A 24,092-nucleotide genomic window follows, 5' to 3' on the forward strand; every position below is an offset into this window, starting at 1 on the left:
GGCTTAGTGGTTCTCCATGATCTCGGCGATATGGTCGGCATGGTTGTCCGGGCGCGGGTCATCGAGCTTTCCGGCGATCACCGCCGCGCGCTTGATGACTTCGGATACGGCCTGGACGGTGAGGAGGATGAAGCCGGCGAGGACGGCGAGCTTTGCGGGCCAGATGATCAGGCCGCCGGCATTCGGCGACATTTCACCGGAATTGAAAGAGGTCCAGAACCACGGCCATGCCAGCCAGACCATCAGCGACGAGAAGGGGAGAAGGAAGATGACGTGCAGCACCAGGTCGACCCAGTCGCGGGTGCGCTTCTTCCAGGAGCCGGAGATGATGTCGATGCGGACATGCTCGTTGTTCAAGAGCGCATAGGCGGCCGCAAGCAGAAAGACGACGCCGTAGAGATACCACTGAATCTCCAGCCAGGCGTTGGACGACATGTCGAACACCTTGCGTATCACTGCGTTGCCGGCGCTGATCAGCACCGCCGCCAGCAGCAGCCATGACACGGACCGACCGATGAAACGCGTGACCGCGTCAATCACCCGGCTCAAGGACAGTAGAGCCTGCATAGAATTCCTCCCCAAAGCGCCCATTGTCCTTAAAGGCTCGCCCAACCGATGGCAACGTCTGTCAAGGGCAATTGGGTGCGTAAGTCGCTCCAGGTGAATTATATTTGCGCGCCTTTGCCGCATCCTGGGAGAGTTCACCGCGTCCTGTTACTTGTAGTTGTATTGTCGTCGTCGGCGACGGGAAGTACGAGGGAGCGATTCGGGCAGCGGCACGCCAAGGCCATTGCACTTTTCGGAGCATTTGTGTAATCGGCTTAATCGAGAGTGGATGGAATCCGCATGCGTCGTTTCGCGGGGATTCCGACCGGGTCGGGCGACGGATCGCCTTTGTCCGATCGGTTTGCAAAGGGGAGACAAGAGACGATGAGCGAGCATCCGACTGGGCCGGTCGAAACCGGTGCGCCGATGAACTATCAGGAACACGAAAAGACCTACGACATGTTCATCGCCGCCGCCAAGTACGGCACGATGATCGTCGTCGCGCTGATGATTGCCATGGCTGCCGGCTTTTTCACCGCCGGTGGTTTCCTCGGCGGCCTCCTGACCTTCATCATTGCCTGCGTCGCCGGCTTCATCTTCCTGAAGTAACGAACGCACGGTCAGATACAAAAAGCCGGTCCTGGCGTTTGAGCCTGGGCCGGCTTTTTTATGTTCGGTAAAGTCTGAAGAGCATACGACACCGCCGGTCGCCCAGCGGTGGTTACGGGCTTGATCAGCCGGCGCTTGCCGTGTTGGTCTTGCCCTGCACGCGGTCCAGCCCGTCGCGGGCCGGCGTGTACTTCGGGTCCAGACCCAGGGCATGGCGATAGGACTTGGCCGCCTTGGTGAAGTCGCCGCGGCGCTCGTAGATGAATGCCTGGTTTGCCCAGGATTCGGCGATGCTGGGGTCCAGTTCGATGGCGTGGTTGAAGTCGGCGAAGGCGTTCTCGTCGTCGTTCAGCGCGACATAGGAGAGGCCGCGGCCGTTATAGGGTTCCGGCGAGTTCGGCGACAGCGAGATCGCCTTGGAGAAATCGTCGATCGCCTTTTCGTGCTGGCCGCGCTTCTGGTAGATCAGGCCGCGATTGTGGTAGGCGCGCCCGTCGGTCGTGTCGAGCTGGATGGCGCGGTTGAAATCGCTGAACGCTTCGTCGATACGGCCGGCCTGGCGATAGATGTTGCCGCGGCCAATGTAGGCGACGTCATAATTCTGGTTGATCTGCAGTGCGCGGCTGTAATCCTGTGCGGCTTCGACCGGCTTGCCCATGTTGCGGTAGATCAGCGCCCGGTTGGCGTAGGCCTGATAGAAGCGCGGGTTGAGCTGGATGGCGCGGTTGAAGTCTTCCAGCGCCTTGTTGAACTCGCCGGCGCTGCCATAGGCATAGCCGCGGGTGTTGTAGCCCTGCGGGTCGTTCGGATTGGCGTTGATGACAGCGGTCAGCGAGGCGATGTTCTGTTCCGAGCCTTGTGCCCGGTCAAGCTTGATCACATCACTGCTCGTCGGTGTGCTGACGCAGCCTTGCAGAAGTGCGGCGCCCGCGAGCAGGGCGACGGCAAATGCCGAGCGCTTGATCGTCCGCGTTGAAGTCGCCGAAACGTGGTTGCGAATGGTGCGGTCGCGCAAATCAGCCGTCATCAGGCTTTATTCCCCCTACGGTACGAAGTTCGTATCGTTCACATCGTCTGAAAAGCAAAAGGCGGCGGCGATCAGGTCGCCTCCGCCCAAGTTACATCCGAAAACGTCAAAAAGACGACCGGTCAATTAGTGGCTACGGCCGTTGCCGACGAGACCTTCGCGCTGGGCGCGCTTGCGTGCCAGCTTGCGTACGCGGCGGACGGCTTCTGCCTTTTCGCGCGCGCGCTTCTGCGACGGCTTTTCGTAGTAGTCGCGCATCTTCATTTCGCGGAAGATGCCTTCGCGCTGCATCTTCTTTTTCAGAGCGCGGAGAGCCTGATCAACGTTATTATCGCGGACAAGTACCTGCACGTGAATCCCGTTCCTTTGGTGTTGGTGTTGCTCGCCCGCAGGCATTGCAGCAGGCAAAATAATAATAATTCGCAGTGCGCAAGCCTTGCGATTGGAAAGCGGGATATCAGATCGTCCGCTTCAAGTCCAGCGGGAGAGTAGGCCTCGGGGCAGATTTTTTGCGATCCCGGGCGGCATCTGATGTACTGTCCGTCGCAGTGTCGAAAGCGATGCGTGAATGCGTCGCAAAAGAGCCGTTGCGCCGGGGCGCGATTTGCGATTGCTAGGCTCTGCAAATATCCGGTTTTGCCGGCCATCTTGCTTTGGTCAAGGAGTGACAGGGCGCCATGCGCAAATATTCCATTTTCGCCGTTGCCCGCGAGGCAATGCGTCACCACAAGGGTTGGGGCGCGCAGTGGGCGTCGCCCGAGCCGAATGCGGCCTATGACGTCATTATCATCGGCGGCGGCGGCCATGGTCTGGGCGCGGCCTATTATCTTGCCAAGGAGCATGGCATCCGCAACGTTGCGGTCCTGGAAAAGGGTTGGATCGGCGGCGGCAATACCGGCCGTAACACGACCATCATCCGCTCGAACTATCTCTACGAAGAGAGCATGCACATTTACGAGCACTCCCTGAAACTCTGGGAGAACCTGTCGCAGGAGCTCAACTACAACGTCATGTATTCGCCGCGCGGCGTGATGATGCTGTCGCACAACGTCCATGACGTGCAGTCGTTCAAGCGCCATGTGAACGCAAACCGTCTCTATGGCATCGACAACGAATGGCTGTCGCCGGAGCAGGCGAAGGCCTATTGCCCGCCGCTCGACATTTCCAAGTCGGCCCGCTACCCGATCAATGGTGCAGCGCTGCAGCGCCGCGGCGGCACGGCGCGCCACGATGCGGTTGCCTGGGGCTATGCCCGTGCGGCCTCCGATCTCGGTGTGCACATCATCCAGAATTGCGAAGTGACCGGCATCCGCCGCGGTCCGAACGGCGAAGTGACCGGCGTCGAGACGAGCCGTGGGTTCATTGGCGCCAAGAAGATTGGCGTTTCGGCCTCCGGCCACAATACTGCGATCATGTCGATGGCCGACGTGCGCGTGCCGCTGCATTCCAATCCGCTGCAGGCGCTGGTGTCGGAACCGATGAAGCCGATCTTCCCGTGCGTGGTAATGTCGAACACGGTGCATGCCTACATCTCGCAGTCCGACAAGGGCGAGCTGGTCATCGGCGCCGGCACCGACCAGTACGTCTCGTACTCGCAGACCGGCGGCCTGCAGATCATCACCCATACGCTCGACGCCATCTGCGAAATCTTCCCGATCTTCCGCCGCGTCAAGATGATGCGCCAGTGGGGCGGCATTACCGACAACACGCCGGACCGTTCGGCGATCCAGTCGAAGACGCCGGTGCCGGGCCTCTACGTCAATTGCGGATGGGGCACGGGCGGTTTCAAGGCGACGCCGGGATCCGCGCATCTCTTCGCGCACCTGATCGCCAAGAACGAGCCGCACAAGTTCGCCGCCGGGCTGACGCTGGACCGGTTCCGTTCGGGACGCCTGATCGACGAGGCGGCGGCTGCCGCCGTGGCGCACTGATCCCGATGTTTCGCAGATTTGACGGTCTCCACCCGACCGGGAGTTAAGACATGCTTTTGATCCACTGCCCATACTGCGAGGAAGAGCGCTCCGAGCTCGAATTCCGCAATGCCGGCGACGCCCATATCGTCCGTCCGGCCAACATCGCCGAGATTTCCGACGAAGCGTTCGAGGCGTATTTCTTCCTGCGCGACAATCCGAAGGGCGTCATCTTCGAGCGCTGGCGGCACATTCACGGCTGCGGCCGTTTCTTCAACGCGGCGCGCGATACCGTCAGCGACAAGTTCATCACCACCTACAAGGCGGGCGAGCCGAAGCCGGATCTCGCCTCCGTTGCCACCGGTAACCAGAAGGACATGCAGAAATGAGCGGCGCCAACCGTATTCCCGGCGCAGGTCGTCTGACGCCCGCCAAGACCGCCCGTTTCACCTTCGACGGCCGCACCTACACCGCGCTTGAAGGCGATACCGTCGCCTCGGCACTGCTTGCCAACGGCGTGCATCTGCTCGGCCGCTCCTTCAAGTATCACCGTCCGCGCGGCATCCTGTCGGCCGGTCCGGAAGAGCCGAACGCCCTGATCGACGTGTCGCGCGACGCTGCCCGCAAGCAGCCGAACGTGCGCGCAAGCGTCCAGGAAGTCTTCGACGGCATGAAGGTGTCTTCGCAGAACCGCTGGCCGTCGCTCGCCTTCGACATTGGCGCCATTAACGACTTCTTCTCGCCCTTCTTCGCCGCCGGCTTCTACTACAAGACGTTCATGTGGCCGAAGGTCGCCTGGCATCATCTGTATGAGCCCTTCATCCGCCGCGCCGCCGGCCTCGGCGTCGCGCCGAAGGAAGCGGATCCGGATCACTACGCATCGCGCTATGCCCATTGCGACGTGATCGTCGTCGGCGGTGGTGTTTCCGGCCTTTCGGCCGCGCTGGCCGCTGCGAAGACCGGTGCGAAGGTCATTCTCGTCGACGAAAATCCGGAAGTCGGCGGCGCGCTACGCTTCGACACCGACGTCGTCATCGACGACATGAACGGCTATGACTGGGCACAGGCGACCGTTGCCCGCCTGAAGGCAATGGACAATGTCACCGTGCTCACCCGCACGACCGCCTTCGGCTACTACAACCACAACTTCATCGGTCTCGCCGAGCGCGTCACCGATCACCTCGCCGCCTTCGACAAGGCCCTGCCGCGCGAGCGGCTGTGGCAGGTCCGCGCCAAGCGCGTGATCATCGCTTCCGGCTCGATCGAGCGGCATATGGTGTTCGCCAACAATGACCGTCCCGGCATCATGCTGGCATCGGCAGCGCGCACCTATCTCAACCAGTACGGCGTCGCGGTCGGCACCAAGATCGGCGTCTACACTGCGCATGACTCGGCTTATGAGGCCGCCTTCGACCTCAAGCGCGCCGGTGTCTCGATCATTGCCATCGTCGACTGCCGCAAGCAGCCAGGCATTGCCGTCCTGAAGGAAGCCGAGCGGCTGGGCATCAAGGTGCTGATCGGCCATTCGGTGATCGGCACGACGGGCAAGCTGCGCGTCAACTCGATGACGGTTGCCCGCAACGGCGCAAGCCGCGGCGAGAAATACGCCGTCGACGCGCTGATCGTGTCGGCAGGCTGGACGCCGTCGGTGCATCTCTTCTCGCAGTCGCGCGGCAAGCTGAAGTTCGACGCCGAAAAGCAGCGCTTTCTGCCCAACATCTATGCCGAGAAGGGCATCTGTGTCGGCGCCTGCAACGGTACGGACGCCATTCAGGCGGCCATCGACGAGGCGATCGCCGCCGGCGAGGCCATGGCTGCCGAGACCGGATTCGCGACTGGCGAGAAGGTCGCTGTCTCCGGTTCGTCGGCCTATGAATGGACCGGCGGCATGATCGGTGCTGCCGAGGGTGCCGGACCTGAGACCGCCGTCAAGGCGTTCATCGACTTCCAGCACGACGTCTGCGCCAAGGACATTCGTCTCGCCGTTCGCGAAGGCATGCGCTCGATCGAGCACATCAAGCGCTTCACGACCAACGGCATGGCGTCCGACCAGGGCAAGCTTTCCAACATGCATGGCCTGGCGATCGCCGCGGAAATGCTCGGCAAGGATATCCCGGAAGTGGGTCTCACAACCTTCCGCGCACCCTACACGCCGGTCACGTTTGGTACGCTGATCAACCATTCGCGCGGCAAGCTGTTCGATCCCGCCCGCAAGACCCCGATCCATTCCTGGGCCGAGGCGCGTGGCGCAGAATTTGAAGACGTCGGCAACTGGAAGCGCGCCTGGTTCTTCCCGAAGGCTGGCGAGACCATGCATCAGGCCGTCGACCGCGAGTGCAAGACGGTCCGCGAGGTTGCAGGCGTGTTCGACGCCTCGACGCTCGGCAAGATCGAGGTCGTGGGGCCGGATGCGGCGAAGTTCCTGAACCTGCTTTACACCAACGCCTGGGATACGCTGAAGCCGGGCCGTTGCCGCTACGGCATCATGACCCGCGAGGACGGCTTCGTCTATGACGACGGCGTTGTAGGACGCCTGGCGGAAGACCGCTTCCACGTCACGACGACGACCGGCGGCGCGCCGCGCGTCCTGCAACACATGGAAGACTATCTGCAGACGGAGTTTCCCGAACTGAACGTCTGGCTGACGTCGACCACGGAGCAGTGGGCGGTCATCGCCGTCCAAGGTCCGAAGGCGCGCGAGATCATTGCGCCGCTTGTCGAAGGCATCGACCTTTCCAATGAGGCCTTCCCGCATATGAGCGTCGCCGAATGCAAGATCTGCGGCGTGCCTACACGGCTCTTCCGCATGTCGTTCACCGGTGAACTCGGCTTCGAAATCAACGTGCCGGCCGATTACGGCAAGGCCGTCTGGGAAGCCGTCTGGGAGCGTGCCGAAGCCATGGGCGCCTGCGCCTACGGTACAGAGACCATGCACGTGCTGCGCGCCGAGAAGGGCTACATCATCGTCGGTCAGGATACCGATGGCACGGTGACGCCCTATGACGCGGGCCTTGCATGGGCCGTTTCGAAGAAGAAGACGGATTTCGTCGGCATTCGCGGTCTGAAGCGTCCTGACCTCGTTCGCGAGGGACGCAAGCAGCTCGTCGGCCTGAAGACCAAGGATCCAAAGGTCGTGCTGGAAGAAGGCGCGCAGATCGTCGCCGATCCGAACGAGCCGAAGCCGATGACGATGCTCGGCCACGTGACGTCGGCCTACTGGTCGGAAAACTGCGGCCATTCGATCGCGTTCGCGCTGGTGGCCGGCGGCCAGGCCCGGATGGGCCAGACGCTCTATGTGCCGATGGCAGACCGCACCATCGAGGTCGAGGTGACGGACATGGTGTTCTTTGACAAGGAAGGAGGCCGGATCAATGGCTGATATCGCTCAGGCAAGCCGCGAAGGCGTTCTCTCCGGCCGGTTCGGCGGTTCCGCCGTCGTCCGTCTCACTCCGGCCGTTCCGGCAAGCCGCATTTCGCTGCGTGCGCCGGCCGGTTCCCTGTCTGCCCTTTCGGGCGCGCTGGGACTGACGTTGCCGGTCAAGCCGAAGACATCGAACAGCGCCGACGGACGGCATGCGCTCTGGATCGGTCCTGACGAATGGCTGATCATCGATGAGAACGAGGCCGACCTGATGGCGGTAGCGGCGTCTTCGGGCACGCTGCATTCGGCAACGGATGTGTCGCACCGCAATACGGCGATCATCGTTTCGGGTCCCGGTGCGGAAGCGACCGTCAGCAGCGGCTGCCCGCAGGACCTGTCGCTTGCCACCTTTCCGGTCGGCGCCTGCTCGCGCACGATCTTCGGCAAGATAGAGATCGTTCTGCTGCGTACGGCGGACGACACGTTCCGCGTCGAATGCTGGCGCTCGTTTGCCGATTACGCCTTTGGCCTTCTGACGGAAGGCGCCGAGGACGCCGCGCTCTGAAGCGGCGTCTCTTTACTTGTCCTGCGGCCGGTCAGACGTTGTCGGGCCGGTCCTTGGGATCGAACTGGCTGATCGTCAGCCATTCGGCGGTCAGGGCCGGCTTCTTTTCGCCCTCGATCTCGATCTTCACCCCGTAGGTGTTCATCAGCATGGAGCCACCGCGAAACCTCGCCTCGGCGAGGGTGAAGTGCGCCCGCACGCGCTTGCCGGACCTGACCGGCGAGACGAACCGCACCTTGTCGAAGCCGTAATTGACCCCCATCGTCTGTTCGCGAATGCGCGGAATGCAGCTGTAGCTCATGGCCGACAGCAGCGAGAGCGTGAGGAAGCCGTGCGCGATGGTTCCGCCATATGGCGTTTCCGCTGCAGCTCTTACCGGGTCGGTATGGATGAACTGGTGATCCAGCGTGGCGCTGGCAAAGGCATCGATCATCGACTGGTCGACGACGATCCAGTCGGAAACGCCGATCTCCTGTCCTACAAGGCCTGTGACCTCAGACAGTGCAATTTCTGAAGGCATGAAGGGAGTTCTTTCAAAAGGGATTAATACGGGGCCTAGAGTTCCTGCTCTGTATAAAAGGCGACAGTGCGGCGGGCAAGGACGACAGGTGTCCGTGCCGGCCGGTCTCCCCGCGCGAAGACCTGCATCCAGCGGGTTCCGTCGCGGTCGGGTAGGGTGAATTCCATGGGTTCCCGGCCGCGATTGACGAGAACGGCAAGGCGGGTATCCGTCATCGCAGCCTTGATGTCGGGGGTGCGCAGCAGCATGACAAACCCATCGAGGTCGGGTGTCTCCCAGTCGGCGACCGACATCGGTTGTCCGTGGCGGTTCAGCCATTCGATGTCGCCGTCATCGCCTGCAAAGAATGCCGTCTCCCGCAGCGCGGCAAAACGTTTGCGGATGGCCGACAGGAAGGCGACGTGTTCGATCAACCTCTCATCCATCGCCTCCCAGTCGAGCCAGGTGATCTCGTTGTCCTGGGCGTAGGCATTGTTGTTACCCTGTTGACTGCGGCCGCCCTCGTCGCCGGCGGTCAGCATGACCGTTCCGCGGCTGGAAAACAGCGTCGAGAGCATCGCCATCACGTCGTCGCGGCGGTTCTTGAGGATCGTGCGGTTGGCCGTGTCGCCCTCCGCGCCGTTGTTCCACGAGTGATTGTCGTTATGGCCGTCGCGGTTTTCCTCGCCGTTCGCCTCATTGTGCTTGCGCTCATAGGACACAAGATCCATCAGCGTAAAACCGTCATGGGCGGCGAGGAAATTGACGGAACGCGTCCGGCGTCCGCCATGGCGCGAAAAGATCGGCGAAGAGCCGGCCAGCGCGGTCGCCATGGCGCCGGTCATCGACCGGTCGCCGCGCCAGTAGAGCCGCATGTCGTCGCGCGCCCGGTCGTTCCACTCCAGGAATTTTTCCGGGAAATTGCCCAGCTGGTAGCCGCCGGGGCCGATGTCCCAGGGCTCGGCGATCAGAATCCGGTCTGAAAGCACATCATCCGTCTGGATCGCCTTCAGCGTTTCCGCATCACGGCTGAAGCCGACCTGCAGATCGCGTCCGAGAATTGGCGCCAGATCGAAACGGAATCCGTCGACGCCGGTGGCCAGAACAAAATGTCTCAGGCTGTCGACGATCATCTGGCGGATGACGGGTGCATCGCAGGCGACCGTGTTGCCGCAGCCCGTATCGTTGACGAGCAGGCCGGGATTGTCGGGCGCATGGAAAAAGCTGCAAAGATTGTCGACGCCGCGCAGCGACAGCGTGGGGCCGTGGCGGTCGCTCTCGCCCGTGTGGTTGAAGACGAGGTCGAGGATCACGCCGATGCCGGCGTCCCTCAGTGTCGCCACGGTCTGGCGCAATTCCGCGACGCCGCCCGGGGCGAGGCGCGGATCGAGCGCCATGAAGGTGACGGGATTGTAGCCCCAGCCGTTCTTCAGGCCGAGCGGCGGCAGATGGCGCTCGTCGATCCAGGCTGTGATTGGCATCAGCTCGACCGCGTCGACGCCGAGTTTCAGCAGGTGATCGACGACGGAGGGATGAGCCAGCGCGCCGATGGTGCCACGCTTCTTTTCTGGAATATCCGGATGCAGCTTGGTGAATGGCCTTACGGCGACCTCGTAGATGAAGCCGCCGGGGCGGAAGAGCGGCGCCTTGATCTCCACAGTCTCCGGAGCGGTCACGATCGACTTGGGGACAAGGCTTGCCGTGTCGTATCCGAATTCGGAGAGGCGCTTGCTATAGGTGAACGGCCTGTCGAGTTCCTTGGCGTAAGGGTCGACCAGCAGCTTGGCCGCGTCGTACCAGAGGCCGTGATCGGGGGAATAGACGCCTTCTGCGCGAAATCCGTAACGCGTGCCGCGCCGCACTCCCTCCACGGACACACGATGGATATCGTCACTGCCGCGCACCATCGGCAGGCGGCTGATCTCCTTCTTGCCCGACGCGTCGAACAGGCAGAGGTTCATGCGTGAGGCGTGCTTGGACCAGATCGCGAAATCGCATCCGCTGTCGGTAAGCGTGGCGCCGAGGGAGGTGAAAGCCATTCGCGGGTCCAGTCTGACTGTGCCGGGGTCGTCGCCGCTCCGGCAGCGAGTCCCTTGTCCGATATTGATAATCAATTTCCGGGACTTGTCGACAGGCCGCGGCGGTTTGCATCCCGCGATCGTTTTCTTTAGGCTTGGCCGAGGTCACAGGAAAAGGCCGTTCAACCGGCCGTATTCAGTCCCATGTATGCGGTCACCTTCCAAATCCAGCCAAAAGGTTGAAGCATATGACGCAAGCAAAGAGCGGCGACACGGTTCGCATCCATTACACGGGCAAGCTGACGGACGGCACCGAGTTCGATTCGTCGAGCGGCCGCGATCCCCTGGAATTCACTGTCGGCGCCGGCCAGATCATTCCGGGTCTGGACAAGGAAATCGACGGCATGGAACTCGGCGCCCAGCAGACTGTCACCGTGCCGGCGGAGCAGGCCTATGGTCCGCACGATCCGCAGAAGGTGCAGTCCGTGCCGCGGTCGGCAATTCCCGCCAACATCGACGTGAAACCGGGCATCCAGCTGCAGGCGCAGACCCAGGACGGTGGCACGCTGATGCTCCTCGTCACCGAGGTACGAGACGACGCATTGACGGTCGACGCCAACCATCCGCTGGCGGGCAAGGACCTCGTCTTCGACGTCGAACTGGTGGAAATCATCAAGGCTGCCTGAGGCCTCGATTTCAGAGCTCAGTCTCCGAAGCTCTCGATATAGCCGATGATCAGCGCGCGCGTCGATTGGACGGGCGCGTGGTGCCGGGCGAGAAAAGGCGTCATCCAGACGCCTTTTTTGAACGTGGTTGCTCCCGGCGTGTTCTCCAGCAGCATTTGCGGCGAGGCGTGGCAGCGGGCGCAGTCCTGCTTGTAATGTGCTTCGCCCTTTGCCAGCTGCTCGGGCGTGAACGCGAAGGTTGCCGCCGGCATCAGCATGCCGGCTGCGGCGACGAGTGCCGCCGAAAGGCTCCGCGTGCCACCTCGCATCACGTGATGACGGTCGGAGCGGTGCGGCCGGTGCGCTTGCCGATCTCGGCAATCGTGTCGGCGGCCGAGATAAGGTCGGCGAGCGCTTCCTGCGTGTCGATGCCGTGGTTGGCCGGATCGGGCTCGTAGCGCTCGACATAGACGCGCAGCGTCGCGCCGGACGTGCCGGTGCCCGACAGGCGGAAGACGACGCGCGATCCGCCTTCAAACAGCACACGGATGCCCTGGTTCTCGCTGACGGAATGATCGACCGGGTCGTGATAGGCGAAATCGTCGGCGGCCTCGACCGTCAACGCGCCGATCTTCGTGCCGGGCAGGGTCGTGAGCTTGCCGCGCAACGCCGCCATCAGGCCGTTGGCGGCATCCGTATCCACTTCTTCATAGTCGTGGCGGGAATAGTAGTTGCGGCCATACTCGGCCCAGTGCTTCCTGACGATATCGGCGACGCTTTCCTTGCGGGCCGCCATGATGTTGAGCCAGAAGAGCACGGCCCACAGGCCGTCTTTTTCACGTACATGGTCCGAGCCGGTGCCGAAGCTCTCCTCACCGCAGACGGTGGCCATGCCGGCATCGAGCAGATTGCCGAAGAATTTCCAGCCGGTCGGCGTCTCGTACATGCCGATGCCGAGCTTTTCGGCCACCTTGTCGGCGGCCGCGCTGGTCGGCATGGAGCGGGCGATACCGGCAATGCCCTTGGAATAGCCGGGCGCGACCGTAGCATTGGCGGCGATGATCGCCAGGCTGTCGGACGGGGTGACGAACATGCCCTTGCCGACGATCATGTTACGGTCACCGTCACCGTCGGAGGCCGCGCCGAAATGCGGGCCGTCGGGGCTCATCACATCGTCATAGAGTTCCTTGGCGTGCACCAGGTTCGGATCGGGATGATGACCGCCGAAGTCGGGGAGCGGAACGGCGTTCCTGACCGAACCGGGGGGCGCACCGAGCCGCCGCTCGAGGATTTCCGTCGCGTAGGGGCCGGTGACCGCGCCCATGGAATCGATGACGACGCGGGTGCCGCCGGAAATCAGCGCGCGGATGGCGGCGAAATCGAACAGGCTTTCCATCAATTCCGCATAATCGGCGACCGGATCGATGACCTCGACGGTCATGCCCTCGACGGTCTGTGTGCCGACCTTGTCGAGTTCGATGTCCGGGCAGTCGGCGATTGCGTACTGTTTGATCTCCTTCGACCGGGCATAGATCGCATTGGTGATCTTTTCCGGGGCCGGACCGCCATTGCCGATATTGTACTTGATGCCGAAATCTTCGTTCGGGCCGCCGGGATTGTGGCTGGCGGAGAGCACGATACCGCCGAAGGCCTTGTACTTGCGGATGACGTTGGAGGCCGCGGGCGTCGACAGGATGCCGCCCTGGCCGACCATGACCTTGCCGAAGCCGGCGGCGGCCGCCATCTTGATCGCCTTCTGGATGACTTCGCGGTTGTAGTAGCGGCCATCGCCGCCGATCACCAGCGTCTTGCCGGAGAAGCCTTCCAGCGAATCGAAAATCGACTGGATGAAGTTCTCGGCGTAGTTCTTCTGGGCGAAGACCGGCACCTTCTTGCGCAGTCCGGACGTGCCGGGCTTCTGGTCGCCGAAGGGCGTGGTTTCAACGGTGACGATCATGGTGTTGGGGTCTCCCTGGAATGTCAGAGGTCACGGGCAAGAAGCCCGGCGTAGAGCGTGGCATAACGTTCGGCGCTCTTTTCCCATGAGACGTCCGATTTCATGCCCTGCTTCTGTATCTTGGTCCACGTCTTCTTGTCCTCATAAAGGCGAAACACCTTTCTCAACACCCCGCGCAGCCCGTCGGGGGTGACCGGCGAGAACTGCAGGCCGGTGGCGCATTTCATCGCCAGCGCCGCATGGTTGGCGTGGATGACGGTGTCGGCGAGGCCGCCGGTGCGGGCGACGACCGGTACGCAGCCATAGCGAAGGCCGTAAAGCTGGGTCAGGCCGCAGGGCTCGAAGCGCGACGGAATGAGGATCGCGTCGGCGCCTGCCTGCATGAGATGCGACAGCGGCTCGTCGTAGGTCAGCGCCATGCCGACCCGTCCGCGATGGCGCGAGGCGGCGGCCAGCAGCGCGCCTTCTATGGCGAATTCGCCGGCGCCGAGCACGGCGAGCTTGCCGCCCTGACGGACGATGTCGTCGACCACATCGATCAGCACGTCCATGCCCTTCTGCCAGGTCAGGCGCGAGATCACGCAGAAAAGGGGGCCATTGTCGTCATCGAGGCCGAAGCGTCCGGCAAGCGCACGGCGGTTCTTCGACCTCTCGGACAGGTCGCCCACCGTGAAGTTTGCTTCGATGTGCCTGTCGGTTTCGGGGTTCCAGATATCGGTGTCGATACCGTTGACGATGCCGTGCAGGCTGGAGACGCGGGAGGCTATCAGGCCTTCGAGCCCCATGCCGAATTCCGGCTGCAGGATTTCGTCGGCATAGGACGGGCTGACCGTGGTGATCGCGGTTGCCGTCTGCAGGCCGGCCTTCAGGAAGCCGACGTCGCCGTAATATTCGACCCCGTCGACGGAGAAGGCGTGCGGCGGCAGCTGCAGCTCGGGAAAGATCGCCCGCGAGAACTGCCCCTGGAAGGCGATGTTGTGAATGGTGATGACGCTCGGGATTTCCGGTGTCTCGGCATAGCGCATGTAGGCGGGCAACATGGCCGCCTGCCAGTCATGCACATGGACAAGGTCCGGGCGCCAGCCGCCGATCACGCCCGCTGCAATCTCGGCTCCGGCGCGCGAGAAGGCTGCGAAACGGCGCCAGTTGTCGGGATGATCCTTGCCGGCGGCGTCCGTATAGGGACCGCCTGGGCGGTCGAAATAGGCGGGGGCGTCAAGGACGAGGACGTCAAGGCCTTCGCACTTTGCCTCGAGAAGAATGCCCTTTTCGCCGAGGAGATCGTCGAATTCGTGCAGCTTCACGGGCGCGGTCAGCGCCGCCTTCACCTTCGGGTAGCCGGGCACCAGCGTCTTCATCTCGACGCCGCTGCCAGAGAGTGCCAGCGGCAGCGCACCGACGACATCGGCAAGTCCGCCTGTCTTGATCAGCGGAAAGACCTCCGAAGCGACCGAAAGAACCTTCATGCCGCTACAGGTCCAGCTTCTCGATCATCGCGCGGGTGATGAGGCAGATGCCGCTTTCCGTGCGGCGGAACCGCTTGGCGTCGAGTTCCGGATCCTCGCCGACGACAAGGCCCTCGGGAATTTCGACGCCGCGGTCGACCACGACGTTGGAGAGGCGCGCGCTGCGGTGGACGGTGACTTCCGGCAGGATGACGGCATGGTCCAGCGACGAGTAGGAATGCACCCTGACGCCGGTAAACAGCAGGCTGCGGTTCAGCGCGCCGCCGGAAATGATGCAGTTGCCGGAAACCAGCGACGACACTGCCTGTCCGCGCCGGCCATCCACGTCGTGGACGAACTTGGCCGGCGGGTTGATCTCCGCATAGGTCCAGATCGGCCAATTGCCGTCGTAGAGGTCGAGTTCGGGGACGATGTCGGTCAGGTCGATATTGGCCTGCCAGTAGGCGTCCACCGTTCCGACGTCGCGCCAGTAAGCATGTGTTTCGGATTCTGCGCGCACGCAGGACTGGTTGAAGCGGTGGGCGACAGCTTTACCGTTCTTGACGATGTAGGGAATGATGTCCTTGCCGAAGTCGCGGCTCGACTGCGGGTCGGCGGCATCCTTGCGCAGTATGTCCATCAGGAATTTCGTGTGGAAGACGTAGATGCCCATCGAGGCGAGCGCCATCGATTCGTTGCCCGGAATTCCCGGCGGATCGATGGGCTTCTCGACAAAGTCGATGATGACGTCCTTAGCGTCGACATGCATGACGCCGAAGCCGGTGGCTTCCATGCGCGGCACTTCGAGGCAGCCGATCGTCACGTCGGCGCCGGAATCGACGTGCTGCTGGAGCATCAGCTCGTAGTCCATCTTGTAGATGTGGTCGCCGGCGAGGATGACCATGTATTCCGGGCCGTAGGGCTCGATGATGTCGGCGTTCTGGTAGACCGCGTCGGCGGTGCCTTCGTACCACTGATGTTCGGAGACACGCTGGCTGGCCGGCAGGATGTCGAAGCTTTCGTTACGCTCCGGGCGGAAGAAGTTCCAGCCGCGCTGCAGGTGGCGGATCAGGGAGTGCGCCTTGTACTGCGTCGCGACCCCGATGCGACGAATGCCTGAGTTGAGCGCATTCGACAGGGCAAAGTCGATGATGCGTGTCTTGCCGCCGAAATAGACGGCGGGCTTGGCGCGCGAGTCGGTCAATTCCTTCAGGCGGCTTCCGCGGCCCCCCGCCAGTACGTAGGCCATGGCGTCACGGGCCAATGGCTGGTGGCGTCGCATTTTGTTATTGGTCATCACATTCCTCCCGAACGCTTATTCCAGCTCCAGCATGATTGTTGCCAGAGGTGGAAGTACAATGGACGCTGACTTATTCCCGTTATCATCATGGGCAATGACGCGACCGGCATTGCCCTTGCCGCTGCCGCCATAGACGTCGGCATCGGTATTCATGATCTCGCGCCATGTGCCGGCGGCCGGCAGAGGCAGGCGATAGCCCTCCCGATAGACGGGCGTGAAGTTCGACACGACGACGACGGGCTTTTCGCCCGGCGCCTTGCGCTGCCAGGCAAAGACCGAATTGTCCCGGTCGTCGGCGATCAGCCATTCGAAGCCGTCGCCTTCGCAATCGCGCGCATGCAGCGCCGGCTTGTCGCGGTAGAGGAAATTGAGATCCTTTACGAGCTTCTGCATGCCGCCGTGGCTGGGATAGGAGAGCAGGTTCCAGTCGAGCTCCCGCTCCTCGCTCCATTCGCTCCACTGGGCGAATTCCTGGCCCATGAACAGCAGCTTCTTGCCCGGATAGCCCCACATGAAGGCATAGTAGGCGCGCAGGTTGGCGAATTTCTGCCAGTCGTCGCCCGACATCTTGGCGATCAGCGAGCCCTTGCCGTGCACCACTTCGTCATGGGAGAGCGGCAGAACGAAATTCTCGGTGAAGGCATAGAGCAGGCCGAAGGTCAGCTCGTTGTGATGATATTTCCGGTAGACCGGCTCCTTCGACATGTAGCTCAGCGTGTCGTGCATGAAGCCCATGTTCCACTTGAAGCCGAAGCCCAGGCCCCCGTCATTGGTCGGGTGTGAGACCTTCGGCCAGGAGGTGGACTCTTCGGCGATCGTCATGATGCCCTTGTGCAGGCCGTAGACGTTGGCGTTCATCGACTGGAGGAACCGCACGGCGTCCAGGTTTTCGCGGCCGCCATACTGGTTGGGGATCCACTCGCCCTCCTTCCTCGAATAATCGAGGTAGAGCATCGAGGCGACGGCATCGACACGCAGCCCGTCGAGATGGAATTTCTCGGCCCAGTAGAGCGCGTTGTTGACGAGGTAGGACACGACCTCGTTGCGGCCGAAATTGAAGATGGCCGTGTTCCAGTCCGGATGGAAACCCTGGCGCGGGTCCTCGTGCTCGTAAAGTGCCGTGCCGTCGAAGCGGCGCAAGCCGTGCTCGTCGGTCGGGAAATGCGCCGGCACCCAGTCGAGGATCACACCGAGACCGACCTTGTGGCAGCCGTTGACGAAGCGTGCAAAACCCTCCGGTTCGCCGAAGCGGGCCGTGGGGGCGTAAAGCCCGGTCGTCTGGTACCCCCAGGACGGATCATAGGGATGTTCGGTGATCGGCAGGAATTCGATGTGGGTGAAGCCCATATCGGTGCAATAGGGGATCAGGTGGTCGCCGAGTTCATCCCAGGAATAGAAACTGCCATCGGGATGACGCTTCCAGGAACCGGCATGCACCTCGTAGATCGAGATTGGCTGGCGGCGGTGGTCGGCATTGTCCCAGTAGGCGCGATGATCGTCGTCGTCCCAGTCCTGCTTCAGCTGGTCGGCCGTGACGGAAGCCGTCTGCGGGCGAAGTTCGGCACGGCGGGCGAAGGGATCGGCCTTCAGCGGCTGCATCGTTCCGTCCTTGCCGACGATCTCGAACTTGTAGGCGGAGCCGATCGGTACGTCGGGCGCGAAGATTTCCCATATGCCGGTGTCGAGGCGAAGCCGCATCGTATGCAGCCGGCCGTCCCAGTTGTTGAAGTCGCCGACGACCGAGACGCGGCGGGCATTGGGCGCCCAGACGGCGAAGTGAAAGCCGTCGACGCCTTCGAGCGTCAGCGGATGGGCGCCGAGCTTGTCGAACAGGCGGAGATGCGAACCTTCACGCAGGTAGTAGTCGTCCATCGGGCCGAGCACCGGGCCGAAGCTGTAGGGGTCGGTGACGGTCCATTCGTCGGTGCCGCGGCTTGCCTTGTAGCGGAGCGGCTGGCGCTGGGTGAGCTTGACGGGGCCAGCAAAAAAGCCGGCGGCATCCAGGCACTCCAGGGTGCCCAGCGCCTTGCCGGCCAGATCGTATGCGGTGACTTTCTCTGCACCCGGAATGAAACAGCGGGCCGAGAAGCCGTCCGGGGTCTCATGCAGACCGAGGACGGAAAACGGATCGGAGTAACTGCCGTCGCAGATCGCGGTTATGGCGCCTGCCGGTATGTTCATGTTTCCTCCGCTCCCCCCTGAGCCGGTCATCCGGCTCTCCAGATTTCGCTCGCATACTGCCGGATCGTCCTGTCGGACGAGAACCATCCCATGCGGGCGGTATTGTAGACGGCCTTGGATACCCAGGCGTCCTGATCCATCCACAACGCGTCAACTTCGCGCTGGGCATTGGCATAGGCTTCGAAATCGGCCGCCACCATGAACCAGTCGTGACTGTAGAGCCCATCGACCAGGCCGGCAAACCGGCTTGGGTCGTCCGGCGAGAAGACGCCGGAGGCGATGGCCGAAAGCGCCTGCGACAGTTCGCGGGAACCCTCGATGACGGCGCGTGGGTTGTGCCCGTCGGCCCTTGCCGCTGACACTTCCGCTGCCGTCAGGCCGAAGATGATCATGTTCTCGGCGCCGACGTGGTCACACATCTCGACGTTGGCGCCATCAAGTGTGCCGATCGTCAGGGCGCCGTTCAGCGCGAACTTCATGTTGCCGGTGCCGGATGCTTCCATGCCGGCAGTCGAGATCTGCTCTGACAGGTCGGCAGCGGGTACCATCACCTCGGCAAGCGACACGTTGTAGTTCGGAATGAACACGACCTTCAGAAGCCCTCGCACGGCCGGATCGCCGTTGATCACGCGGGCGACGTCGTTTGCCAGTTTGATGATCAGCTTGGCGTTGTGGTAGCTCGGCGCCGCCTTGCCTGCAAAGAGTTTAACGCGCGGAACCCAATCAAGTTCCGGATGCGAGCGAATTTGGTCGTATAGCGCCACGGCCTCGATGATGTTGAGGAGCTGGCGCTTGTATTCGTGGATGCGCTTGATCTGGATGTCGAACATAGACGACGGGTCGATGCGGATGCCCATCCGCCGGGCGACGAGGTTCGACAGCTTTTCCTTGTTGGTGCGCTTGATGCCGAGAAATTTCTTCTGGAACTCGCTGTCGTGGGCGAACTTGTCGAGCGCCTTCAGCGCTTCGGCGTCGTCCATGAAATCGTCGCCGATCGCCTCGCGGATCAGGTCCGTCAGGCCCGGATTGCACTGCATCAGCCAGCGGCGCGGGGTAATCCCGTTGGTCTTGTTGTTGATCCGGTCGGGATAGAGCTTGTGAAGGTCGGCAAAAACCGTCTCCTTCATCAGTTCGGTGTGCAGCGCCGAGACGCCGTTGATCGAATGCGATCCCATGAAGGCGAGATTGCCCATCCGCACGCGCCGGTCGCCGCTTTCGTCGATCAGCGAGATCGAGCGAATTTCGCCGTCGGAGAATTTGCGCTCCTTGCGGGCGTGCAGCAGGATTTTCGCATTGATCGCATAGACGAGCTGCATGTGGCGCGGTAGCAGGCGTTCCAGCAACGGCACCGGCCAACTCTCCAGCGCTTCCGGCAGAAGCGTGTGGTTGGTGTAGCTGAAGGTCCGCCAGGTGATGTCCCAGGCCTGCTCGAACTCCACACCGTGCACGTCGCAGAGAAGGCGCATGAGCTCGGTTACGGAGATGGCCGGGTGGGTGTCGTTGAGCTGGATCGCGATCTTGTCCGGCAGCGAGGTGAAATCCGGATACTGCTGCAGATGACGGCGCAGGATGTCCTGCAATGAGGCCGACGAGAAGAAGAATTCCTGGCGCAGCCGCAGCTCCTGGCCGGCCGATGTGGCGTCGGCGGGGTAGAGGACGCGGGTCAGGCTTTCGGCCTTGTTGCTCTCGCGCAGAGCGCCGATATGGTCTCCGGCGTTGAAGGCATCGAGCAGGATCGGGTCGATCGGCTGGGCCGACCACAGGCGCAGCGTGTTGACGCGCTTGCCGCGCCAGCCGACGATCGGCGTGTCGAAGGCTGTCGCGATCACCCGTTCCGCCGGCTTCCAGACGTAGCGCTGCATGCCGCCATCATCTTCGATCGTGGTGACCGAGCCGCCGAAGCCGATTTCATAGGATGCCTCGCGGCGTTCGAATTCCCAGGGATTGCCGTGGGCGAGCCAGGTTTCCGGCAGTTCCACCTGCCAGCCGTCGGCCATCTGCTGGCGGAACAGGCCGTGCACGTAGCGAATGCCGTAGCCGTAGGCCGGAATATCGACGGTCGCCATGGATTCCATGAAACAGGCGGCAAGCCGGCCGAGGCCGCCATTGCCAAGGGCGGCGTCCGGTTCGATCGCGGCGATCACGTCGAGATCGACGCCGAGGGACCGCAGCGCGTCATGCAGCTCGTTCATCAACTCGAGGTTCGAGACGGCGTCGCGCATCAGCCGGCCGATCAGGAACTCGAGCGACAGGTAGTAGACCCGCTTGTCGCCGGTTGCGTAGACCTTCTTCGTGGATTCCATCCACTTGTCGATGATGCGGTCGCGGATGACGAGAATGGCGGCGGTCAGCCAGTCGTGCGGCTTGGCCGCCTTGGCGTCCTTGCCGATGCGGTAGGCGAGCTTTTCGATGATTTCTTCGGCGAGAATTTCGGGGTTCGAAACACGTGGCGCTGGAGAAGGCAGATTGGCTTTCAGAACGTCATTCGTCATCGCAATCACCAATACTTTTGTAAGCCGATCAGAGTGTTAGGGAGCCACCGATCGCGCGCTTGAAAGATACAAAAGCAATTTATGCACCTATCCAATGCGCTGGCAACAGGTGAAATCCGTGATCGTGAAATTCAGTTGGTGCAGGTCGTCGAGTGGGCGACGGTCTGGATGGCCGACCGGGACTTCGCGGCGGGGCGTAAAGAGTCACTTGACGGGAATGACGTCCACGGACTGCTTCGTCTGATGCTCGCCGTAGCTCTTCAGGACGCCGATCACCGGGGCCACGTCGGAATAGTCGCGGCCGTAACCGACGACGATATGATCGGTCGTTACCGATATGTCGTTGGTCGGGTCGAGTTCGAGCCAGCCAAGCGTCTTGCCGCACCAGATGCGGACCCAGGCATGCATCGCGTCGGCGCCTTCGAGGCGCTCCTTGCCCGGCGGCGGGATGGTCCTTAGGAAGCCGCTGACATAGCCTGCCGGAATGCCGAGGCTGCGCAGCGCCAGGATCATGATATGCGAGAAGTCCTGGCAGACGCCGCGTTTCAGCTTGAAGGCTTCCCGCGGGGTGGAATCGACGGTCGTCGCCTCCGGATCGTATTTGAAATCCTTGTAGATTCGCGCGCAGATCGCCGTGGCGATCTGGCGGATGGTCATGCCCGGGCTGGTGACCTCCCGGGCGTAGGCGCTGATTTCCGGGGTTTCGGGCAGACGGGGGCTCGGGCCGCAGAAATGATGCGGAGAATCCGGGTCGAGGGTCAGCTGATCAGCAATCTCGTCCGGCAGCCGGGACAGGTCAGGCGAAAAATCCGCGGTCGGCAGTTCGGTGTCGACCTGAATGCGCGCCTGCATGTGGATGTCGAGAGCGGCATGCGGCGTGCGAAACAGGATGGACGTCGCCGGATGGCGGAAGAAATCGACGAAGTTGCTTCGCTCTTCCGGCTTCGGGCTCACCGTGAGCGTGCCGGCGATCAGGCGCTGGCGATCGGGAATCGTGATCGGCAGGACGCGCAGGATGTGCCGGGCGCCCGACGCCGGAGTGTCGTACTGGTAGCCGAGATGCATCGAGAGATCGTAGAGCATTCCGCCGGGACCCGTCAGCTGAGGTAGGTGCGCGCGAGGATGTCGGACAATTGCTCCATCTCGCGTTCGAGGTTGTGATAGACGTCGGGGTTCATGGCCTCGGGCGTCATGACCGCCAGACCGGAATGCAGGCGCACGGCCTCACGGTAGAATTCCGACATCTGGCCGTTGACATAGGCGTTCGGCAGCTGCTCGATCTCCGTCCTGATTTCGTTCAGCTGGAAGAGGATCGAGCGCGGGTTCAGGGGGTCCAGGGCCAGGAGATCGGTGACGGTCAGCTGCGCCGTGTTCACATTGTAGCGCCTGCGGTGCGTCATGACGTTGTCGCCGATCTCGAGCAGCAGGTCATATGCCCCATCCGGCGCGTCCGGACCGGACATGTAGCCGAGCAGGCGTGTCATGTGCAGGCCGCGTTCGAGGAAACGGCCGATCGTCAGGAAGCGCCAGCCGGTGAAGCGGTACATGTTTTCATGAACGAGACCCGCGAAGCCGGCGAGCTTGCGCAGGAGAATGGTCATGGCGTGCGCCGCGTCGTCGCCCGGCTTGATATGCTCGTGGAAGCGGCGCGCCGTCTTGGCGAGGTCATTGAGCGCCAGCCAGCCGTCGGGCGAGAAGCGGTCGCGAATGTTGCTGGCCGAATAGATGGCGTTCTCGATGTCGCGGACGAGGGTGTCCGGCACGGGCTCTTTCGTGTCGACGTCGAGCGGTGCCAGGTACTCGGTGATGGCGGCGAGCAGCGCCTGCTTCGGGTTGGCGGATTCGGCGAAGCGCGAATGCCAGGCCCGCAGGATGCGCAGCGTGCCTTCGGCCCGTTCGATGTAGCGGCCCAGCCAGAAGAGATTGTCGGCGGCGCGGCTCGGCAGGCTGCCGGGCATGTTGCGCGTGAATTTTTCCGCAGCCGGCAGCAGCGTCGTGCGCTCGACGGGGTTGTCGGACACGATCCAGACGTCCGCCGCACGGCCGCCGGATTGCATGGCGATCGCGGAAACGTCGTCGGACGAGCCTATCCGGGCAAAGCCGCCGGGCATGATCTGCCAGCCGCTTTCGGTGCGGGCGGCGAAGACGCGAAGGCTCATCGGACGGGGGACGAGCTTGCCGTCGACCAGAACCGGCGTCGTCGACAGCTTGACGACTTCCTGGCCGACCAGCTTGGCGCCGTCGGATGCCAGCCATTCGGCGATCGATTCCTGCGCAGTGCTGCGCAGCGAGGAACCGAGCACCGACTGGCCGTTGTCGTCGAAGAAGGGCAGGCGGGAATAGGCCGGCCCGATGACCATGCCGGAGATGTTGCGCGCCACATGTTCGCGCTCGCTCTTCTGGCCGCACCACCAGGTGGCGATCGAGGGAATTTCCAGGCTCTCGTTCATCAGCCGTCGACAGATGGTCGGCATGAAGGCGAGGAAAGCCCGGGTTTCCATGATGCCGGAGCCGAGCGCATTGATGAAGCTGATCGAGCCAGACCGCAGCGCCTGCACGATGCCCGGCGTGCCGATATGTGAATTCTGGTTGAGCTCCAGCGGATCGGCGTAGCTCGCGTCGAGGCGCCGCCACAGCACGCTGACGGGCTTCAGGCCGGCGACGGTGCGCACCATCACCCGGTCGTTGACGACGGCGAGATCCTCGCCTTCGAGCAGCATGAAGCCGAGATAGCGGGCGATATAGGCGTGTTCGAAATAGGTGTCGTTTGCCGGTCCCGGCGTGAGAATGCCGATCCGGTCCTCAAGTCCCTGCTTGGACGCCAGCATCGCATCCCGGAAGGCGCCAAAGAAAGAGGCAAGGCGGTGGACATGCGTGTCGGCATAGATGTCGGAAAAGGCGCGGGCGGTGGCCACGCGGTTTTCCAGCGCGAACCCGGCACCGGAAGGGGCCTGCGTCCGGTCTGCCAGCACCCACCACTTGCCGTCCGGCCCGCGGCCGATCTCGAAGGAGACGAAATGCAGGTAATGGCCGTCGCGGGGCTTCACGCCGACGAGCGGCCGCAGGAATTCGGGATTGGACGCGATCAGCGACGGCGGCAGGTAGCCTTCCTTGACCAGCAGGTTGTCGCCGTAGATGTCGGCGACCATGGCTTCGAGGAGATCGGCGCGCTGCACGAGCCCGGCGGACAGCTCATGCCATTCGTTCTCGTCGATCAGGACCGGGATGTGGGAGAGGGGCCAGTTGCGCTCGGAATGTTCCTTGTCGCCATAGGCGCGGAAGAAGACGCCGGCTTCCCGCAGATAGCGGTCGGCGCGCGAGAAGCGTTCGGCAAGGTCTTCCGGCGACAGGCGTTCCAGCGATTGCAGGAAACGTTGCCAGACCGGGCGGACATTGCCGAGGTTGTCGACCATCTCGTCGGCCACGCCGGGCAGGGCGGCATACGAAAGCTTCCTGCTTTTCTCGGCAAGAGGCTTTTTGCGTGCGCTCGATTCTCCCCCCGGCAAGCTGGTCATCT

19 protein-coding genes are annotated in these 24,092 nt (G+C 62.7%); 6 read left to right on the plus strand and 13 right to left on the minus strand.

Annotated elements, in window-relative coordinates; genetic code table 11:
* Nucleotides 1-3: 3 nt before the first annotated feature.
* Nucleotides 4-567: a TRAP transporter small permease subunit gene (locus ACU5AY_RS19740; RefSeq protein WP_446822747.1), complete on the minus strand. Its 564-nt coding sequence runs from the start codon at nucleotides 565-567 to the stop codon at nucleotides 4-6.
* Between the two features lie 363 nt (nucleotides 568-930).
* Between ACU5AY_RS19740 and ACU5AY_RS19745 the strand changes: the two genes are divergently transcribed.
* A complete protein-coding gene (locus ACU5AY_RS19745; protein ID WP_446822748.1) occupies nucleotides 931-1,155 on the plus strand; it encodes an aa3-type cytochrome c oxidase subunit IV in 225 nt (74 codons plus the stop codon).
* A 124-nt stretch (nucleotides 1,156-1,279) separates the two neighbouring features.
* Here ACU5AY_RS19745 and ACU5AY_RS19750 read toward each other — a convergent pair whose 3' ends face one another.
* Nucleotides 1,280-2,182, minus strand: coding sequence for a tetratricopeptide repeat protein (locus tag ACU5AY_RS19750; RefSeq protein ID WP_446827477.1), 903 nt, complete (start codon nucleotides 2,180-2,182; stop codon nucleotides 1,280-1,282).
* 126 nt (nucleotides 2,183-2,308) lie between these two features.
* The gene (gene rpsU / locus ACU5AY_RS19755; protein ID WP_261928721.1) at nucleotides 2,309-2,533 is read right to left on the minus strand and encodes a 30S ribosomal protein S21; all 225 of its coding nucleotides are present in this window, start codon (nucleotides 2,531-2,533) and stop codon (nucleotides 2,309-2,311) included.
* A 326-nt stretch (nucleotides 2,534-2,859) separates the two neighbouring features.
* Here rpsU and ACU5AY_RS19760 point away from each other — a divergent pair, with 326 nt between their 5' ends.
* From ACU5AY_RS19760 to ACU5AY_RS19775, 4 genes are read left to right on the plus strand one after another with little or no spacing between them, the layout of a single operon-like run.
* Nucleotides 2,860-4,113 carry a sarcosine oxidase subunit beta family protein gene (locus ACU5AY_RS19760; RefSeq protein WP_261928722.1) on the plus strand — a complete coding sequence of 418 codons (1,254 nt, stop codon included), beginning with the start codon at nucleotides 2,860-2,862 and terminating at the stop codon, nucleotides 4,111-4,113.
* A gap of 50 nt (nucleotides 4,114-4,163) precedes the next feature.
* A complete protein-coding gene (locus ACU5AY_RS19765) occupies nucleotides 4,164-4,481 on the plus strand; it encodes a sarcosine oxidase subunit delta (RefSeq protein ID WP_446827478.1) in 318 nt (105 codons plus the stop codon).
* On the plus strand, nucleotides 4,478-7,471 hold the full coding sequence (locus tag ACU5AY_RS19770) for a sarcosine oxidase subunit alpha (protein WP_446827479.1): 2,994 nt from the start codon (nucleotides 4,478-4,480) through the stop codon (nucleotides 7,469-7,471). Before ACU5AY_RS19765 ends, ACU5AY_RS19770 begins: the two co-directional genes overlap by 4 nt.
* Nucleotides 7,464-8,018, plus strand: a complete 555-nt coding sequence (locus tag ACU5AY_RS19775) for a sarcosine oxidase subunit gamma (RefSeq protein WP_446827480.1) — start codon at nucleotides 7,464-7,466, stop codon at nucleotides 8,016-8,018. Before ACU5AY_RS19770 ends, ACU5AY_RS19775 begins: the two co-directional genes overlap by 8 nt.
* 31 nt (nucleotides 8,019-8,049) lie before the next feature.
* On the opposite strand, the gene ACU5AY_RS19780 is transcribed toward ACU5AY_RS19775, so the two are convergent.
* Both ACU5AY_RS19780 and glgX read right to left on the minus strand, forming a co-directional pair.
* Nucleotides 8,050-8,538 carry a MaoC family dehydratase gene (locus tag ACU5AY_RS19780; protein ID WP_446827481.1) on the minus strand — a complete coding sequence of 163 codons (489 nt, stop codon included), beginning with the start codon at nucleotides 8,536-8,538 and terminating at the stop codon, nucleotides 8,050-8,052.
* 35 nt (nucleotides 8,539-8,573) lie between these two features.
* The gene (glgX, locus tag ACU5AY_RS19785) at nucleotides 8,574-10,556 is read right to left on the minus strand and encodes a glycogen debranching protein GlgX (protein WP_446827482.1); all 1,983 of its coding nucleotides are present in this window, start codon (nucleotides 10,554-10,556) and stop codon (nucleotides 8,574-8,576) included.
* A 227-nt stretch (nucleotides 10,557-10,783) separates the two neighbouring features.
* Between glgX and ACU5AY_RS19790 the strand changes: the two genes are divergently transcribed.
* Nucleotides 10,784-11,221, plus strand: a complete 438-nt coding sequence (locus tag ACU5AY_RS19790) for an FKBP-type peptidyl-prolyl cis-trans isomerase (RefSeq protein ID WP_446827483.1) — start codon at nucleotides 10,784-10,786, stop codon at nucleotides 11,219-11,221.
* Between the two features lie 17 nt (nucleotides 11,222-11,238).
* On the opposite strand, the gene ACU5AY_RS19795 is transcribed toward ACU5AY_RS19790, so the two are convergent.
* The 8 genes from ACU5AY_RS19795 to ACU5AY_RS19830 form a co-directional block, all read right to left on the minus strand.
* A complete protein-coding gene (locus ACU5AY_RS19795) occupies nucleotides 11,239-11,532 on the minus strand; it encodes a hypothetical protein (RefSeq protein ID WP_446827484.1) in 294 nt (97 codons plus the stop codon).
* Entirely contained in the window at nucleotides 11,529-13,157 is a 1,629-nt protein-coding gene (locus ACU5AY_RS19800) for an alpha-D-glucose phosphate-specific phosphoglucomutase (protein WP_446827485.1), read from the minus strand. The genes ACU5AY_RS19795 and ACU5AY_RS19800 overlap by 4 nt, the downstream gene beginning before the upstream one ends.
* Nucleotides 13,158-13,180: 23 nt before the next feature.
* Nucleotides 13,181-14,623 (minus strand): glycogen synthase GlgA, encoded by a 1,443-nt coding sequence (gene glgA / locus ACU5AY_RS19805; RefSeq protein WP_446827486.1) that lies wholly within the window; start codon nucleotides 14,621-14,623, stop codon nucleotides 13,181-13,183.
* A 4-nt stretch (nucleotides 14,624-14,627) separates the two neighbouring features.
* The gene (gene glgC, locus ACU5AY_RS19810; protein WP_446827487.1) at nucleotides 14,628-15,899 is read right to left on the minus strand and encodes a glucose-1-phosphate adenylyltransferase; all 1,272 of its coding nucleotides are present in this window, start codon (nucleotides 15,897-15,899) and stop codon (nucleotides 14,628-14,630) included.
* Between the two features lie 18 nt (nucleotides 15,900-15,917).
* Nucleotides 15,918-18,113: a 1,4-alpha-glucan branching protein GlgB gene (glgB, locus tag ACU5AY_RS19815; protein ID WP_446827488.1), complete on the minus strand. Its 2,196-nt coding sequence runs from the start codon at nucleotides 18,111-18,113 to the stop codon at nucleotides 15,918-15,920.
* Nucleotides 18,110-20,575, minus strand: coding sequence for a glycogen/starch/alpha-glucan phosphorylase (locus tag ACU5AY_RS19820; RefSeq protein ID WP_446827489.1), 2,466 nt, complete (start codon nucleotides 20,573-20,575; stop codon nucleotides 18,110-18,112). The genes glgB and ACU5AY_RS19820 overlap by 4 nt, the downstream gene beginning before the upstream one ends.
* A 204-nt stretch (nucleotides 20,576-20,779) precedes the next feature.
* Entirely contained in the window at nucleotides 20,780-21,658 is an 879-nt protein-coding gene (locus ACU5AY_RS19825; protein ID WP_446822762.1) for a transglutaminase family protein, read from the minus strand.
* A gap of 14 nt (nucleotides 21,659-21,672) precedes the next feature.
* Nucleotides 21,673-24,090, minus strand: a complete 2,418-nt coding sequence (locus ACU5AY_RS19830; RefSeq protein WP_446827490.1) for a circularly permuted type 2 ATP-grasp protein — start codon at nucleotides 24,088-24,090, stop codon at nucleotides 21,673-21,675.
* Nucleotides 24,091-24,092 lie beyond the last annotated feature (2 nt).

This window comes from Rhizobium sp. PAMB 3174 (assembly GCF_052908375.1).